Below are 13,645 nucleotides of genomic sequence, written 5' to 3' on the forward strand. Positions count from 1 at the left end.
AGTCCGAATTCCATCTGAATTTAGTCGGGGTGGCGCACGGTTGAAATCACGTTTTCTTGATCTTTGTATAATTGCGCTTTTTGTAAGATTTCCGCAAATCAACTATCAAGAAGCAATGGAAGAAGTGACGACAACTGGCCGGAAGCCCTCCAGGAAATGGGTTCGTATCGCGATTTATGTTTTTGCCGCTGTGGGTTTGCTGTTCTCCGCGATGATCGCGGTGATGGCGTTCCGCGATAGGCCGCAGGCGCTACATTCCTTCGATGCGAATGAGGCGATTTCCGAACTCATGACGCGCAACTATGGGAAGTATTCGGAGTCTCAGCGTGGCTGGCTGTATGTCGACGAGGAGAACCATTCGACTTACCTGGTCACGGTGGTGCAGCAGAAGAAGGTCGATGGCAAGGAGGGTGATGAGCTTTATGTCGTTGCCAGCGGCCGCACGATCGAAACCAATGGCGCGCAGGATTCGTTCTATGGCGTGTTCCAGCTGCGCTATAGCGGCGGGCAGCTGTATGAGTATAGCGACGTACGGCGTTCGAGCGGCGCCGATCCGGTGACGCCGGAGCGTGTGCATTTCGAGGCGCTGAGCGCTGATGTCTGGGGCTGGGTGGTAAAGGTCTCTGATATTGAGACCGGCGATGGCGAAGAGATCACCAATACGCGCAATGTGGTGCTGGCTCCGCACAATGAGCAGATTGCAGTCCTGGCGCAGTTCGATGCTGCGTCCGAGGTGATCGGCTCCGGTGGATGCGAGGAGACTGAGCGTCGCTATGCCGAGTGGAAGCAGGCGAAAAGCGAGAAAAAACCGGCGAAGACCGAGGGCGACACTTCAGGTGAATCCACTTCGGAAGTGGAAGACGACGGCGAAGACTGGGAGCCTCCGCGCTGCACCAGGCTGCAGTGGACTTATCGCACGGACCCGGTTGGCGATTCGACGTTTACGCCGCTGTACGTCACGCGCAAGCCGGGCATGAAAGACGGCGTGAAGCTTGAGGCGAAAACCTGGAAGGTGATGTTCGATCCGAAGAGCTACACCTATCTGCTGCCGGAAGAATTGAAAAACATCGGCCTTTAACGGAATTGGGCCATGATGCGTGACAGCGTGCCGTCTTTGGCGGCGGCCGCGATGGCGTGGTTGGCTTCGGCCAGGCTGAGATGGCCCCGGCGCGATACGGCGCAGCGTGTATCGAAGCTCGCTGCCGTCAATGGCGGATGCAGATTGAGCGGTGCGGCCCGCACTCGCTGTCGGTAATCGAGCACGCCGCGTGCAATCAGGATGTGGTGCACCCGGCCGCGCGCGAGCTTTTCAAGATTGGTTTGCATATTGGGCGAGTCGTCCCGCACAAAACCATCGCCAAGTACTGCTTGGATCTCCGGATGCTGGTAGCCGAGGATGGTGCCGATGGGCTGTCCGCGCAGGTCGGCGATTGATTGCGGGCGCGGTTGGCTGGCATCGGTGACCAGGACTTCTTCCGCCGTGAAGACAGGCTCAGTCCACAGGTAATCCCCCTCGATCCATTCCGGCATATAGCCGCACAGGATGTCAGCCTGGCCTTCCTGCAGCGCCCTTGCGATGCGCTTGCGCGGCAGAAGCAGGAAGCGCAATTCGCGGCCCGTGCCTCGGGCCAGCATCTCCCCAAGCATCTTGTGTACGCCATCGGTGAGGCGGCCGTTTTCAATGCGCGACATCGGCATATCGGCCGCGCGGTCGACCAGTACAACAAGTTCGGTGCACCAGGCCAGTGGCGCCGACATGAGCAGGCAGGTGAAAACGAGGAGACGCAAGGGAGCCATACGAAGCGGGGCAGAAAAGATGCCTCATTATGCACTGCGATGGCCGCTTTAAATGGTGATATGATGTCCGACTGAATTACATCATATTGTGATATATAATGCCGTCCTCACCAGATTCACTGGACAAGGCCGACTTCATGGCCCTGTCCGAGTTCCGCTACCAGATGCGGCGCTTCGAGCGCTTTTCCGAAAACGCAGCGCAGGCCGAGGGCATCACGCCGCTGCAGTACTTGCTGCTTTTGCATATCAAAGGCTATCCGGCCCGGGACTGGGCCACGGTGGGCGAGTTGGCCGAGCGGCTGCAAGCGCAGCAGCATGGCGTGGTTGCTTTGCTAAGCCGCTGCGAGGCGGCTGGGCTGGTCGAGCGCCGGCCCAATGCCTTGGACCGGCGCAAGGTCGAAGTCCACGTGCTGCCTGCCGGCGAAGAGGTGCTGCTGCGCCTGGCCGCCATCCACCGCGCAGAACTGCAATCGCTGCATGGCGTGTTCACTGTTCCAAACTTGCCTCAGAAACCATGAAACCTTACGATCCGCGCCGCGACTTCAGCGGCGACGCGCGCCTGCTGCCGATTGGCGCCATGGCTGCTTTTATCGGCGCGCTGAGCACGGGCACTGCCTGGCTGCTGCTGAAGGCGATTTCGCTCTTCACAAACTTGTTCTTCTTCCAAAGCCTGTCGACGGCGCAGCAGTCGCCGGCTGGCCATGCGTTGGACGCTTGGGTGATTGCGGTGCCGGTGATCGGGGCGCTGGTCATCGGCCTGATCGCGCGCTACGGTTCGGAGCAGATTCGCGGCCACGGCATTCCGGAGGCGATCGAGGCCATCCTGTTCAAGCGCAGTGCAATGTCGCCCAAGGTGGCGGTGCTCAAGCCGCTGGCGTCGGCGATTGCCATCGGCAGCGGCGGACCGTTCGGTGCGGAAGGTCCGATCATCATGACGGGCGGCGCGGTCGGTTCGCTGTTCGCCCAGCATTTCCACTTGAGCGATGCTGAGCGCAAGACCTTGCTGGTGGCGGGCGCGGTGGCGGGCATGACGGCCGTATTCGGCACGCCGATTGCGGCGCTGCTGCTGGCGGTCGAGCTGCTGCTGTTTGAATTGCGCCCGCGCAGCCTGCTGCCGGTGGCGATTGCCTGCGCGGTGGCCGGCTTCCTGCGGCCGCTGCTGATGGAGGCGGGGCCGCTGTTCCCGCAACAAAGCCCGGTGCTGCCGCCGGTGGCCTTGCTATCCTGCGCCCTGGCCGGTGTGCTGTGCGGCGCCATGGCATGGCTTCTGTCGACAGCTTTGTACCGGGTTGAGGATGGCTTCCACAAGCTGCCTATCCACTGGATGTGGTGGCCGGCGCTGGGCGCGATTGCCATTGGCGTGGGCGGCTATTTCCAGCCGCGTGCCCTGGGCGTGGGCTACGACGTGATCGGCGACCTGCTGCAAATCCACCTGGCTGCCGGCGTGGTGGTCACGCTGCTGGTGGCGAAAGCTGTCATGTGGCTGATCGCACTGGGCTCGGGTACATCAGGCGGCGTGCTGGCGCCCTTGCTGATGCTGGGCGCTGGTCTTGGCACGTTGTTGGGACCTTACCTTCCGGGCGGTACGCCGGCGGTCTGGCCGTTGGTGTTCATGGCCGCCACGCTGGGCGGCATGATGCGCGCGCCGATCATGGCGACGGTGTTCGCCTATGAGCTGACGCACGATGCGAACGCGCTGCTGCCGGTGCTGGCCGCTTCAGTGGTGGCCTATGGCTTTACCGTGATCACCATGCACCGCTCGATCCTGACCGAGAAGATCGCCCGCCGCGGCCACCACATCTACCGCGAATACGGCATCGATCCGCTGGAGAGGCATAGCGTCGAAGAGGTGATGACGACTACGCCGGTGTCCATCGAGGCCGATGCGCGCGTGGACGACGTACTGGCTTCGTTCTTCGGGGTGGGCCAGCGCCATCGCGCCTTCCCGGTAACGAAGGGCGGCGCGGTGATGGGCATGCTGGACCGGGCAGCGCTGGAGCAGGCGGGCGATGCGGTCCATGTGCGCGAGCTGTATGGGGTGAACGCGCCCATCGTGGCGCTGCGCGGCGAGACCTGCCGCACGGTGGCGATCAGGCTGGCGGTGCATGGGCTGGAGCGCTTGCCGGTGGTGGCCGATGCCGAGGGCCGCCAGCTGGTGGGCATCATCAGCCGCAGCGATATGATCAAGTCCTCTCTCTCGCTGGACAACGAGGAGCACCGGCGCCACCGTTTCCGCCGCTTTACGCTGGGGTCTTAACGCTGGGGCCAGTTGGCATACTTGCGGTCGATGGCCGCCGCGGTACCATCTTTTAAGATGTCAGCCATGGCGGCCGACATGGCGGCAATGGTCGCATCCGGCACGGCCTTGTTGCAGGCCAGGTAGGCGCGCGATGTATGGAAGGTGAGCAGGGGGACGATCTTGCCGACCAGTCCTTCGCGCTCGATCAAGCCATGGGCCAACTGGTGGCTGGTCACCCACAGGTCGATGCGGCCGCCCATCAGCTTGCGCGGATTGGAGAAATTGTCCGGCGCGACATCGACCGTGAAGCCCCGGTCTTGCAAATACTGGACGCGTACGTCGCCGTTGTAGCCGCCGATGCGCAGCTTCTTGGCGTCGTCAAGGGTCGCCAGTTGGAGGGGGGAATTGGCCAGGCCGTACAGGGTCCAGTCGAATTCGCGCAAGGGTCCGACCCATTTGAACAGCGCCTCCCGTTCGGGTGTGCGCGAAGTGGAAAATACGCAGGAATTGGGTGTGCGCAGCGCCAGTTCGTAGGCGCGCTTCCAGGCCATGATCTCCATGGTGTATTTGATGCCGGCGCGCGACATGATTTCTTTCACCTTGTCGGGCGAGATGCCGGTGATGCGCTCGCCGTCGCGCATGATGTCGGGCGGCGTGTTCTCAGTAAACAACTGCAAAGTGCCCGCCTGCGCTGCGATTGGGAGCGCAAAAACCCATGCGGCGAGCAGCAGCGTCTGTTTTTTCATCAGGCAATCATGTGCGTCTTGCCGGGCGAAGTCAACGTAAGAAACAGTCAAGTAGAAAGCCTTACTTGAATCCCCTATTGATTGCTGGTAAAACTATTACTAGTAGTGCAATTCAAATCAACCAACATCAATGGGAGAACACATGATGAAACGACGCGCCATTATTTCCGCACTGGCTTGCCTGCCCCTGCTTGGCGCCGGCCTTGCGCAGGCACAGAATTACCCTACCAAGCCGATCACCATGATCGTGCCATTCGCCGCCGGCGGTCCTACCGACACCGTGGCGCGCCTGCTGGCGCAATCCATGGGCACCAAACTGAAACAGCAGATCATCGTGGAAAACGTCGGCGGCGCCGGCGGCACCATCGGCGCAGCGCGCGCAGCTAAGTCGGCGCCGGATGGCTACACTATCTTCCTGCACCATATCGGCCACTCGACCGCGCCAGCCCTGTACCGCAAGCTGAGCTACAACGCCATCGACAGCTTCGAGCCGATCGGCCTGGTGACCGACGTGCCGATGACCCTGGTTGCGCGCAAGGACTTCCCGGCCAAGGACTTCAAGGAGCTGCTGGCCTATGTGAAGGCCAATAAGACCAAGGTCACTTACGCCAATGCCGGCCTGGGTTCGGCTTCTCACCTGTGCGGCATGCTGTTCATGTCCGCCATCCAGACCGACCTGACCACCGTGCCGTACAAGGGCACCGGTCCGGCCATGAACGATTTGCTGGGCGGCCAGGTCGACTTCATGTGCGACCAGACCACCAATACCACCAGCCAGATCAAGGGCGGCAAGATCAAGGTGTACGGCGTCACCACCAAGACCCGCGTGCCGTCGATGCCGGACGTACCAACCCTGAACGAAGCCGGCCTGCCGGGCTTTGAGGTGGCGGTGTGGCACGGCATGTACGCGCCGAAGGGCACGCCGAAGCCAATCATCGACAGCCTGGTCGGCGCCTTGCAAGTGGCGCTGAAAGACCCTGCGGTCAAACAGCGCTTCGCCGACCTGGGCACCGAGCCGGTTGACGAAAAACGCGCCACGCCGGAAGCACTGCGCGCCCACCTGAAGGCCGATATCGACCGTTGGGGTCCGATCATCGCTAAAGCAGGGGTGTACGCTGACTAAGGGGATGATGATGTCTGCTATCCGCCACCCGAAGGATTTCTGGATCGGGGCGATCTTTATCGCAATTGGCCTGGGCGCCGTGTTTACGCGCGGCGACCTGAACATGGGCACGTCCTTCCGCATGGGGCCCGCCTTCTTCCCTGTGGTGCTGGGCATCCTGCTGGCCGTGATCGGCGCGGCCGGCGTGCTGCGCTCCTTCTTCCGCAAGGGCGAGGCGATGGAAAAGCTGCACCTGGCGCCGCTGGCCCTGGTCACGCTGGCCGTGGCGCTGTTCGGCCTGCTGATGCGCGGCGCCGGCCTGGTGCCGGCGGCCGTGGTGCTGGTGCTGGTCAGTGCCTACGCCAGCCCCAAGTTCCGCTGGAAGGAAGCGGGGCTGCTGGCCGTCGGCCTGGCGGCCTTCGCCTACGTGCTCTTTATTAAGTTGTTGGGATTGCCGATACCTGCGTTCGGCTCCTGGCTCGGTTTCTAAGGGGCTGCCATGGAAATTTTAAGCAACCTGGGGCTGGGCTTTGAAACTGCCTTCACCCTGACCAACCTGGCGTACTGCCTGATTGGCGTCTTCATCGGCACGGCGGTCGGTGTGCTGCCGGGCCTGGGCCCGATCGCCACTATCGCCATGCTGCTGCCGGCGACCTTCGGCCTGCCGCCGGTGGCGGCGCTGATCATGCTGGCCGGTATTTATTACGGCGCCCAGTATGGCGGCTCGACCACGGCTATCCTGGTCAACCTGCCGGGCGAGTCATCCTCCGTGGTGACCGCCATCGACGGCTACCAGATGGCGCGCAAGGGCCAAGCCGGCAAGGCGCTGGCAACGGCGGCCCTGGGCTCCTTCTTTGCCGGCACGGTGGCGACCGTGGTGGTGGCCTGCTTTGCGCCGCCGCTGGCCGACCTGGCGCTGAAGTTCGGCCCGGCCGACTACTTCTCGCTGATGGTGCTGGGCCTGGTGGCTGCCGTGGTGCTGGCCAGCGGTTCGCTGCTGAACGCGATCGGGATGGTGATCCTGGGCTTGTTGCTGGGCATGATCGGTACCGACGTCAATTCGGGCCAGCAGCGCTACACCTACGATATGCCGGAGCTGGCGGAGGGCATTTCCTTCGTGATCGTGGCGATGGGCATGTTCGGCATCGGCGAGATCGTGCGCAACCTGGAGCATGACGAGGAGCGCCACATCCTGATGGACAAGGTAAAGGGCCTGATGCTGGACAAGGCGGACTTCAAGCGCATCCTGGCGCCTGTCCTGCGCGGAACCCTCCTCGGTTCGGCGCTGGGCATCCTGCCGGGCGGCGGCGCCATGCTGGCGTCCTTCGCCTCCTACTCGCTGGAGAAAAAGGTGTCGCCCAATGCCAAGGAGTTCGGCAAGGGAGCCATCGAGGGCGTGGCGGCGCCGGAGTCGGCCAACAACGCCGGCGCCCAGACCTCCTTCATCCCGATGCTGACGCTGGGCATCCCGTCCAACCCGGTGATGGCCCTGATGATCGGCGCCATGATCATCCAGGGCATCACCCCTGGACCGGCGGTGATGACGGAAAAGCCGGAGCTGTTCTGGGGCCTGATCGTCTCCATGTGGTTCGGCAACCTGTTCCTGGTGGTGCTGAACCTGCCGATGATCGGCCTGTGGGTGAAGATGATCACGGTGCCTTACCACCGCCTGTTCCCGGCCATCCTGCTGTTCTGCGCGATCGGGGTCTTCAGCCTGAATAACGCCCAGTTCGACGTCTGGCTGATGGCGCTGTTCGGGGTGTTCGGCTATATCTGCGCCAAGCTCGATGCCGAGCCGGCGCCGATGCTGCTGGGCTTTATCATCGGCCCGATGCTGGAGGAATACCTGCGGCGCGCCATGCTGCTCTCGCATGGCGACCCGATGGTGTTTGTCAGCCGGCCGATCAGCGCCACCCTGCTGGCGCTGGCGGCGCTGGCCCTGATCGTGGTGCTGTCGCCGGCACTGCGCAAGAAAAGGGAAGAGGCCTTCCACGAGGAATGAAGATGCTGCGCTGCCTGGTTATCCTGTCTTTCCTGGCATGCGCAGCAACGGCGCAGGCGGCCTGCAGCCGTCCGGTCAAGGTGGCCATCAGCCCCATGGGGCGCAATATGATGGTTGCCGCGGACGGTACTGTGGGCGGCCTGGTGCCGGATTTCCTGCAGCTGGTGAGCGAGCGCACCGGCTGCCAGTTTGAATTCTTTACCGTGCCGCGCGCCCGAGCGCTGAAGATGCTGCAATCGGGCGCGATCGATCTTTTGCCCGGCGCCACCCGCACCGCTGAACGCGACCGGGTCGGCATCTTCGTCCATATGTATAACTCGCGCGCCATGCTGATCGCACTGGCCGGCAAGCTGCCGCCCGAGCTGGCGCTGGACGAGGTGCGCGAGCGCGAGCTGAGCTTCGGCGCGATACGCGGCAATAACTACGGCCCCGAATACATGCGCATGGTGGAGGAGGCGGGCAGCCTGCCGCGCCTGTCCCTGGTGCCCGATCCCGATACGGCGGTGCGCATGCTGGTCGCCGGCCGTTTCGATGCGGTGCTGGCCGGCCCCTCCGTGTTTGCCGAGGCGGTGCAGCGCGCTGGCCTGGCCGACAAGGTTGCCATTACTTCAGTAAACGGCATGCAGCCGGCACAAGTGGGTTTCTACCTGCACCGCAAGTCCCTGACGGCGGCCGACATGGAACAACTGCGCGAGGCGGTGAGCTTCCTGGTGACACGCGGCGAGTACAGCAAACTGGTGCGCCAGTATTACGCTGAGCCGAAATGGAGCGCGCTGGGCCTCGATGCCCGCCTCCCTGCGCCGCCCAAACCCTGAGACGCGTTGCGGCCGGACAACGGCTACGCAGATTTTCGCGCGCTTCTTTTAACTGCTTAAAGCATGCGCAGTCATTCGTGACAATGCGTGAGATTCCTAGGGTGGCGGCTGTCTATACTGAAGATTCCTACTGGCAACAACTTTCCCCCTACAGGAGCCTACCCAAATGAACAGCCCAGTCATCCAGGAAGCCCAACTCCAAGAAGTCGAACTGCAGGCGATCAACGCCGCCCTCAACCGCGTGCAAGCGGTCATTGAGTTCCAGCTCGATGGCACGATTTTGCATGCGAATGACAACTTCCTGAAGGCGGTCGGCTACACCCTCGATGAAGTGCAGGGTCACCACCACTCGATGTTCTGCGACAGCGAATTCGCCGCAAGCGAAGCATATAAACAATTCTGGGAGCGCCTGCGCGGCGGCCACTTCGAACATGGCGAATTCAAGCGCGTCGGCAAAGGCGGCCGCGAGATCTGGATCAATGCATCCTACAACCCGGTGTTCGATGCTGAGGGCCGTCCTTATAAAGTGATCAAGTTCGCCACGGACGTCACCGCCACCAAGTTGCGCAACGCGGAATACGAAGGCAAGGTGAGCGCGATGGACAAGGCGCAGGCCGTGATCGAGTTCGACATGAGCGGCCACGTGCTGACCGCCAACAACAACTTCCTCGATGCGATGGGCTATACGCTGGACGACATCAAGGGCGAACACCACCGCATGTTCTGCGAAACCGACTATGCCGCCAGCGTCGACTACAAACGCTTCTGGCAGAAACTGAACCGCGGCGAATATGACAGCGGCCGTTACAAGCGCGTCGGAAATGGCGGCAAATCGATCTGGATCCAGGCGACTTACAACCCGATCATGGATATGAACGGTACGCCTTTCAAAATCGTTAAGTTCGCCAGCGACATTACCGAGCAGGTGATGATGGAGCAGGGCATCAAGGACAAGGCGGCCAGCGATGCGATCAAGATCGAGCGCCTGCTCGATGCCGTGGCGCGCGCGGCCAAGGGCGACCTGACCGCCAAAGTGCCGACTGCAGGCGAGGAGCCGCTCGACCAACTGGGCGCCGGCATCGGCAAGATGATGGGAGACTTGCGCGGCGTGATCGGCCAGGTGGTGATGTCCGCCACCGCTTTCGCCGACGATGCCGAGGAAATCGCCAACCGCGCCGGCGTGGTGGCGGGCGGCTCGCAGGAGCTGGGTGCGACGGTGGAGGAAATGAATGCCACGGTCGACGGGCTGACCCGCTCCATCGACGCGATTGCGACCAGCACCGGTCATGCCAACGATCTCGCCAAGTCGACCCAGGACGAAGCCGAGGCGGGCGCCAAGGCGGTGGCGCGTTCGATCGAGGCTATGGACCTGATCAATCGCTCTTCGGAAGATATCGGCGAGATCGTGAAGGTGATCAGCGATATTGCCAACCAGACCAATATGCTGGCCTTCAATGCGGCCATTGAGGCGGCGCGCGCCGGTGAACATGGCCTGGGCTTCTCGGTGGTGGCGGACGAGGTGCGCAAGCTGGCCGAACGCTCGTCGCAGGCGACCAAGGAAATCTCCAAGCTGATCAGCGAGTCGGTCAAGCGCGTGAATACCGGCACCGCCATCTCGCACCAGGCCAGCGAAGCATTCGACCGCATCGTGAAGGGCGTGGGCAAGACCAGCGAGGCGATTGCCGAGATTTCGCATGAGGCCAAGGAGCAGCTCTTGTCGGCGCGCGAGGTGAGCGTGGCGATCAACCACATCGCCGAAGCAGCGGAGCAGTCGGCCGGCAGCTGCGACAGCATTGCCTCGTCGACGTCCAGCTTGAATTCGCGCGCCGGGGAGTTGAACAAGCTGGTCGCCGGTTTCGTGGTGTAAGCCATGGAAGCCTTGCGCGTAGTTCCGGCAGGGGAGCCGGGGGGCTCCCTCGCGCCGGCGATGGAGCTGTTCGGCTCCTTCATGCTGGGCGCCAGTGAGTTCGCGCTGCCGGCCTTGTGCATCCGGGAGGTGGTCAACTTCCCTGAGCGCATGACCAGCTTGCCGCTCGCCCCGTCTTATCTGGAAGGCATGTTCACGCTGCGCGGCAGCGTGATCCCGGTGGTGAACCTTGGCCGCCTGTTCGATCCGGCCGCCGAAGCTGCCAAGCCGACCGACAAGATCGCGATCATCGATTACCAGGAAGTGCAGGTCGGTTTGCTGGTGCATGCGACCGGCGAGATCCTGCGCGTGCGGCCCGAACAACGCAGCCGGTTGCGTTATGCGGAAGGTTCGACACAAGGGGTAGTAGCCGGCACCATCTTGTTGGAAGAGGGCAGGCGCCTGCTCCAGGTGCTCGACATCGACCGCCTGGTGCGCATCGAGAACGTACCGCAGGTGCATTCGATGCGCACGGCCGGCGCCGAAACGCGGCGCCAACTGCGCGTGGTCGGCGAGCGCCGCCATGCGATCAGCTTCCGCGCCGCGGGCGCCCGCTTCGCGATGGAGATGAAGGCGATCCAGGAAATCGTGCGGGTGCCGGAGCTGTCGGAGACGGTGCTGGCCAGTCCCCTCTGCCTGGGGCGCATGCACTTCCGCGGGCTGCAGGTGCCTGTGGTGGACTTCGCCGCGCTGGCGGGCGGACAGCGGGCGTCGGAGGACTCCGAGCAGCGCGTCCTGGTGGCACATATCGGCGAAGCGACGGTCGGCTTCCTGGTCGATGCGGTGGAAAGCATCCTGCATTTCACCAGCGATGAAGTTCTGGCCATTCCTCTGCTCAGCAAAGAACGCAGCGCCATGTTTGCCGGCTGCGTGGCGCGCGCCGGCGAGGAGGATGTGATCCTGCTGGACCACGAGGGCATCTTCTCGCGCAGCGAGATCGGCGAGATGGATATCGGCCACCGCCAGCTCTATCCGACCCAGGGCGCGCAGGCTGACGCCGCGGCGCGCCAGCGTGCCGGCCGCAAGGTCTACCTGAGCTTCCGGGTCGGCGAACTGTTCGCGCTGGAGCTGAAGCAGGTGCGCGAGATCATCGATCACGCCGGCGACATCAGCCATCCGCCCGGCATGCCGGACTACCTGTGCGGCGTGCTGAACCTGCGTCAGCAGCTCATCAGCCTGGTCGACTTGCGCCGCCTGTACGGGATGGAAGCGGCCGGCGAGGGCGCCGGCAAGGTGCTGGTGATTGAGCGCGAAGAGGGACGCTATGGCCTGGTGGTCGATGCGGTGGCCGACATCGTCACCATTGACGATGGCAAACGCTTCGCCACTCCTTCGTTGATGAAGAAGGAGGAGTCGCTGGGTCTGTCGGCCGAATCGAATGAAGTGCTGGAGCTGCCGCAAAGCGATGGAAGCACGCACAGCACCTGTTTGCTCGATCTCGAACGCGTGATGAAGCGAATTTTGCATGTCGCGTAATCGCGACGAAAAAAAATTTTCAAACGCCGTCGTCAAGCGCCCCGGTCTCGCGTTCAAGCGCAGGCCGGGGCGCTTCGTTTTTTATAAAGCCTTTACCTAAAGGTGTTATGCGAAGCTGCTCGTTTGTTCGATGGCCGCGCGCGGTCGGCGAACGCATCGCGAAGCGCGTTCCAATGTGCGCCAACGCGCTGATCGACACAAAAAAAGAAGAAGAAAATCATTCGTGCTGGTTGCGCATCGACAAGCTTTCGTGTACTTTGCGAACTTGAAATCGCGTGAATATGCAAGCACTGTTTTTTCGAGTGTGTTGTTACCGCAAAAATCGAAAAATAATGGGAACCATAAACGCATAAGTATGCTGAAAGACCACACGACGACAGCGAAGCCGCTCTCCTGATCTCCCGATCAGGCCGGGCGGTTTTTTATTTGAACGCTGGCTGTCACACGTGGCCCGACGATGGGTCGAGGAGCTGAATGTACGCCCCACCCGCGCAATCGTCGCGACAAAGAATTTGAGTCCTGCGCCGACAAGCACCGACGCAGGAATCGATGGCTGAAGCGCTGCACTTGTGAGGAGGTGCAGCAGTTCAGCTGGGTGCCGAATTCATTAGCGCAAACCGCAATCCTGTTTGTGCCGATGAATAATTCGCCTGGTCCAGCGCAGGGCCGGACGGGTTTAAATCTTGTGCGTGAATTTTTCCCATCCCAGATGAAGGAGAACTAAAAATGGCAACCGCCGCTAAGAAGAAACCAGCAGCCGCTAAAGCAGCTGCTCCAGCAAAGAAAGCTGCCGCTAAGCCGGCCGCTAAAGCCGCAGCTAAGCCAGCTGCTAAACCAGCTGCCAAGAAAGCCGCTGCCAAGCCAGCCGCTAAACCAGCAGCCAAGAAAGCCGCCGCTAAGCCAGCTGCAAAACCAGCAGCTAAGAAAGCAGCAGCTAAGCCAGTAGCGAAAAAAGCCGCTGCTAAGCCAGCAGCAAAACCAGCAGTTAAGAAAGCAGCAGCTAAACCAGCAGCGAAGAAAACCGTCGCTAAAGCAGCAGCTAAACCAGCAGTTAAAAAAGCTGCCGCTAAACCAGCAGCTAAAAAAGCCGTCGCTAAAAAAGCAGCAGCTAAGCCAGTAGCAAAGAAAGCAGCAGCTAAGCCAGCAGCCAAGAAAGCCGCAGCTAAACCAGCAGCTAAGAAAACCGTAGCTAAAGCCGCTGCCAAGCCAGCTGCTAAGAAGCCTGCTGCCAAGAAAGCTGCTGCAAAGCCAGCCGCTAAGAAAGCCGCTGCTAAGCCAGCTGCGAAGAAAGCCGCTGCTAAACCAGCTGCCAAGAAAGCTGCTCCTAAAGCCGCTGCCAAGCCAGCTGCAAAAAAGCCAGTAGCTAAGAAAGCCGCTGCCAAGCCAGCTGCTAAAAAAGCCGCTCCTAAAGCCGCCGCAAAACCAGCTGCCAAGCCTGCAGCTAAAAAGGCCGCCCCAAAAAAAGCCTCGGCTAAGCCAGCAGCTAAGCCAGCTGTTGCGCCAGTAGCCGTAGCACCGGCTGCAGCTCCTGCTGCAAAACCAGCTGCCCCTAAAAAGGCCGC

General features: G+C 61.9%; 12 protein-coding genes. 9 read left to right on the plus strand and 3 right to left on the minus strand.

Features of this window, described 5'->3' with window-relative positions; genetic code table 11:
- The first annotated feature begins 115 nt into the window (after positions 1–115).
- Positions 116–1,078, plus strand: a complete 963-nt coding sequence (locus AC1RTP_RS10960) for a hypothetical protein (RefSeq protein WP_498607427.1) — start codon at positions 116–118, stop codon at positions 1,076–1,078.
- On the opposite strand, the gene AC1RTP_RS10965 is transcribed toward AC1RTP_RS10960, so the two are convergent.
- Entirely contained in the window at positions 1,075–1,788 is a 714-nt protein-coding gene (locus AC1RTP_RS10965; protein WP_498607429.1) for a substrate-binding periplasmic protein, read from the minus strand. The genes AC1RTP_RS10960 and AC1RTP_RS10965 overlap by 4 nt on opposite strands.
- A 107-nt stretch (positions 1,789–1,895) precedes the next feature.
- Here AC1RTP_RS10965 and AC1RTP_RS10970 point away from each other — a divergent pair, with 107 nt between their 5' ends.
- Together AC1RTP_RS10970 and AC1RTP_RS10975 are read left to right on the plus strand one after the other, a co-directional pair.
- Positions 1,896–2,315: a MarR family winged helix-turn-helix transcriptional regulator gene (locus AC1RTP_RS10970; RefSeq protein ID WP_498607431.1), complete on the plus strand. Its 420-nt coding sequence runs from the start codon at positions 1,896–1,898 to the stop codon at positions 2,313–2,315.
- On the plus strand, positions 2,312–4,054 hold the full coding sequence (locus AC1RTP_RS10975; protein ID WP_498607432.1) for a chloride channel protein: 1,743 nt from the start codon (positions 2,312–2,314) through the stop codon (positions 4,052–4,054). The genes AC1RTP_RS10970 and AC1RTP_RS10975 overlap by 4 nt, the downstream gene beginning before the upstream one ends.
- On the opposite strand, the gene AC1RTP_RS10980 is transcribed toward AC1RTP_RS10975, so the two are convergent.
- On the minus strand, positions 4,051–4,782 hold the full coding sequence (locus AC1RTP_RS10980; protein WP_498607434.1) for a substrate-binding periplasmic protein: 732 nt from the start codon (positions 4,780–4,782) through the stop codon (positions 4,051–4,053). The two genes, AC1RTP_RS10975 and AC1RTP_RS10980, sit on opposite strands and share 4 nt — an antisense overlap.
- 145 nt (positions 4,783–4,927) lie before the next feature.
- Between AC1RTP_RS10980 and AC1RTP_RS10985 the strand changes: the two genes are divergently transcribed.
- The 6 genes from AC1RTP_RS10985 to AC1RTP_RS11010 all read left to right on the plus strand — a co-directional run bounded on the left by AC1RTP_RS10985 (position 4,928) and on the right by AC1RTP_RS11010 (position 12,083).
- A complete protein-coding gene (locus AC1RTP_RS10985) occupies positions 4,928–5,905 on the plus strand; it encodes a tripartite tricarboxylate transporter substrate binding protein BugD (RefSeq protein ID WP_498608046.1) in 978 nt (325 codons plus the stop codon).
- Between the two features lie 4 nt (positions 5,906–5,909).
- Positions 5,910–6,374, plus strand: coding sequence for a tripartite tricarboxylate transporter TctB family protein (locus tag AC1RTP_RS10990; RefSeq protein WP_498607436.1), 465 nt, complete (start codon positions 5,910–5,912; stop codon positions 6,372–6,374).
- 9 nt (positions 6,375–6,383) lie between these two features.
- Positions 6,384–7,886, plus strand: a complete 1,503-nt coding sequence (locus AC1RTP_RS10995) for a tripartite tricarboxylate transporter permease (protein WP_498607438.1) — start codon at positions 6,384–6,386, stop codon at positions 7,884–7,886.
- A 2-nt stretch (positions 7,887–7,888) separates the two neighbouring features.
- Positions 7,889–8,701 (plus strand): substrate-binding periplasmic protein, encoded by an 813-nt coding sequence (locus tag AC1RTP_RS11000; RefSeq protein ID WP_498607440.1) that lies wholly within the window; start codon positions 7,889–7,891, stop codon positions 8,699–8,701.
- A 166-nt stretch (positions 8,702–8,867) separates the two neighbouring features.
- Positions 8,868–10,568 carry a methyl-accepting chemotaxis protein gene (locus tag AC1RTP_RS11005; RefSeq protein ID WP_498607442.1) on the plus strand — a complete coding sequence of 567 codons (1,701 nt, stop codon included), beginning with the start codon at positions 8,868–8,870 and terminating at the stop codon, positions 10,566–10,568.
- A 3-nt stretch (positions 10,569–10,571) separates the two neighbouring features.
- Complete coding sequence (locus AC1RTP_RS11010; protein ID WP_498607444.1) at positions 10,572–12,083, plus strand: chemotaxis protein CheW; 1,512 nt, start codon at positions 10,572–10,574, stop codon at positions 12,081–12,083.
- Between the two features lie 587 nt (positions 12,084–12,670).
- On the opposite strand, the gene AC1RTP_RS11015 is transcribed toward AC1RTP_RS11010, so the two are convergent.
- On the minus strand, positions 12,671–13,516 hold the full coding sequence (locus AC1RTP_RS11015; protein ID WP_498607446.1) for a hypothetical protein: 846 nt from the start codon (positions 13,514–13,516) through the stop codon (positions 12,671–12,673).
- Positions 13,517–13,645 lie beyond the last annotated feature (129 nt).

The organism is Pseudoduganella sp. GW821-FHT11H04, from assembly GCF_058807935.1.

Excerpts from the sequence above, each read along its gene's own strand:
- AC1RTP_RS10985 (WP_498608046.1), top strand. The coding sequence starts at position 4,928 with ATGAAACGACGCGCCATTATTTCCGCACTGGCTTGCCTGCCCCTGCTT.
- AC1RTP_RS10990 (WP_498607436.1), top strand. The coding sequence starts at position 5,910 with ATGATGATGTCTGCTATCCGCCACCCGAAGGATTTCTGGATCGGGGCG.
- AC1RTP_RS10995 (WP_498607438.1), top strand. The coding sequence starts at position 6,384 with ATGGAAATTTTAAGCAACCTGGGGCTGGGCTTTGAAACTGCCTTCACC.
- AC1RTP_RS10975 (WP_498607432.1), top strand. The coding sequence starts at position 2,312 with ATGAAACCTTACGATCCGCGCCGCGACTTCAGCGGCGACGCGCGCCTG.
- AC1RTP_RS11005 (WP_498607442.1), top strand. The coding sequence starts at position 8,868 with ATGAACAGCCCAGTCATCCAGGAAGCCCAACTCCAAGAAGTCGAACTG.
- AC1RTP_RS10980 (WP_498607434.1), bottom strand. The coding sequence starts at position 4,782 with ATGAAAAAACAGACGCTGCTGCTCGCCGCATGGGTTTTTGCGCTCCCA.
- AC1RTP_RS11010 (WP_498607444.1), top strand. The coding sequence starts at position 10,572 with ATGGAAGCCTTGCGCGTAGTTCCGGCAGGGGAGCCGGGGGGCTCCCTC.
- AC1RTP_RS11000 (WP_498607440.1), top strand. The coding sequence starts at position 7,889 with ATGCTGCGCTGCCTGGTTATCCTGTCTTTCCTGGCATGCGCAGCAACG.
- AC1RTP_RS10960 (WP_498607427.1), top strand. The coding sequence starts at position 116 with ATGGAAGAAGTGACGACAACTGGCCGGAAGCCCTCCAGGAAATGGGTT.
- AC1RTP_RS10970 (WP_498607431.1), top strand. The coding sequence starts at position 1,896 with ATGCCGTCCTCACCAGATTCACTGGACAAGGCCGACTTCATGGCCCTG.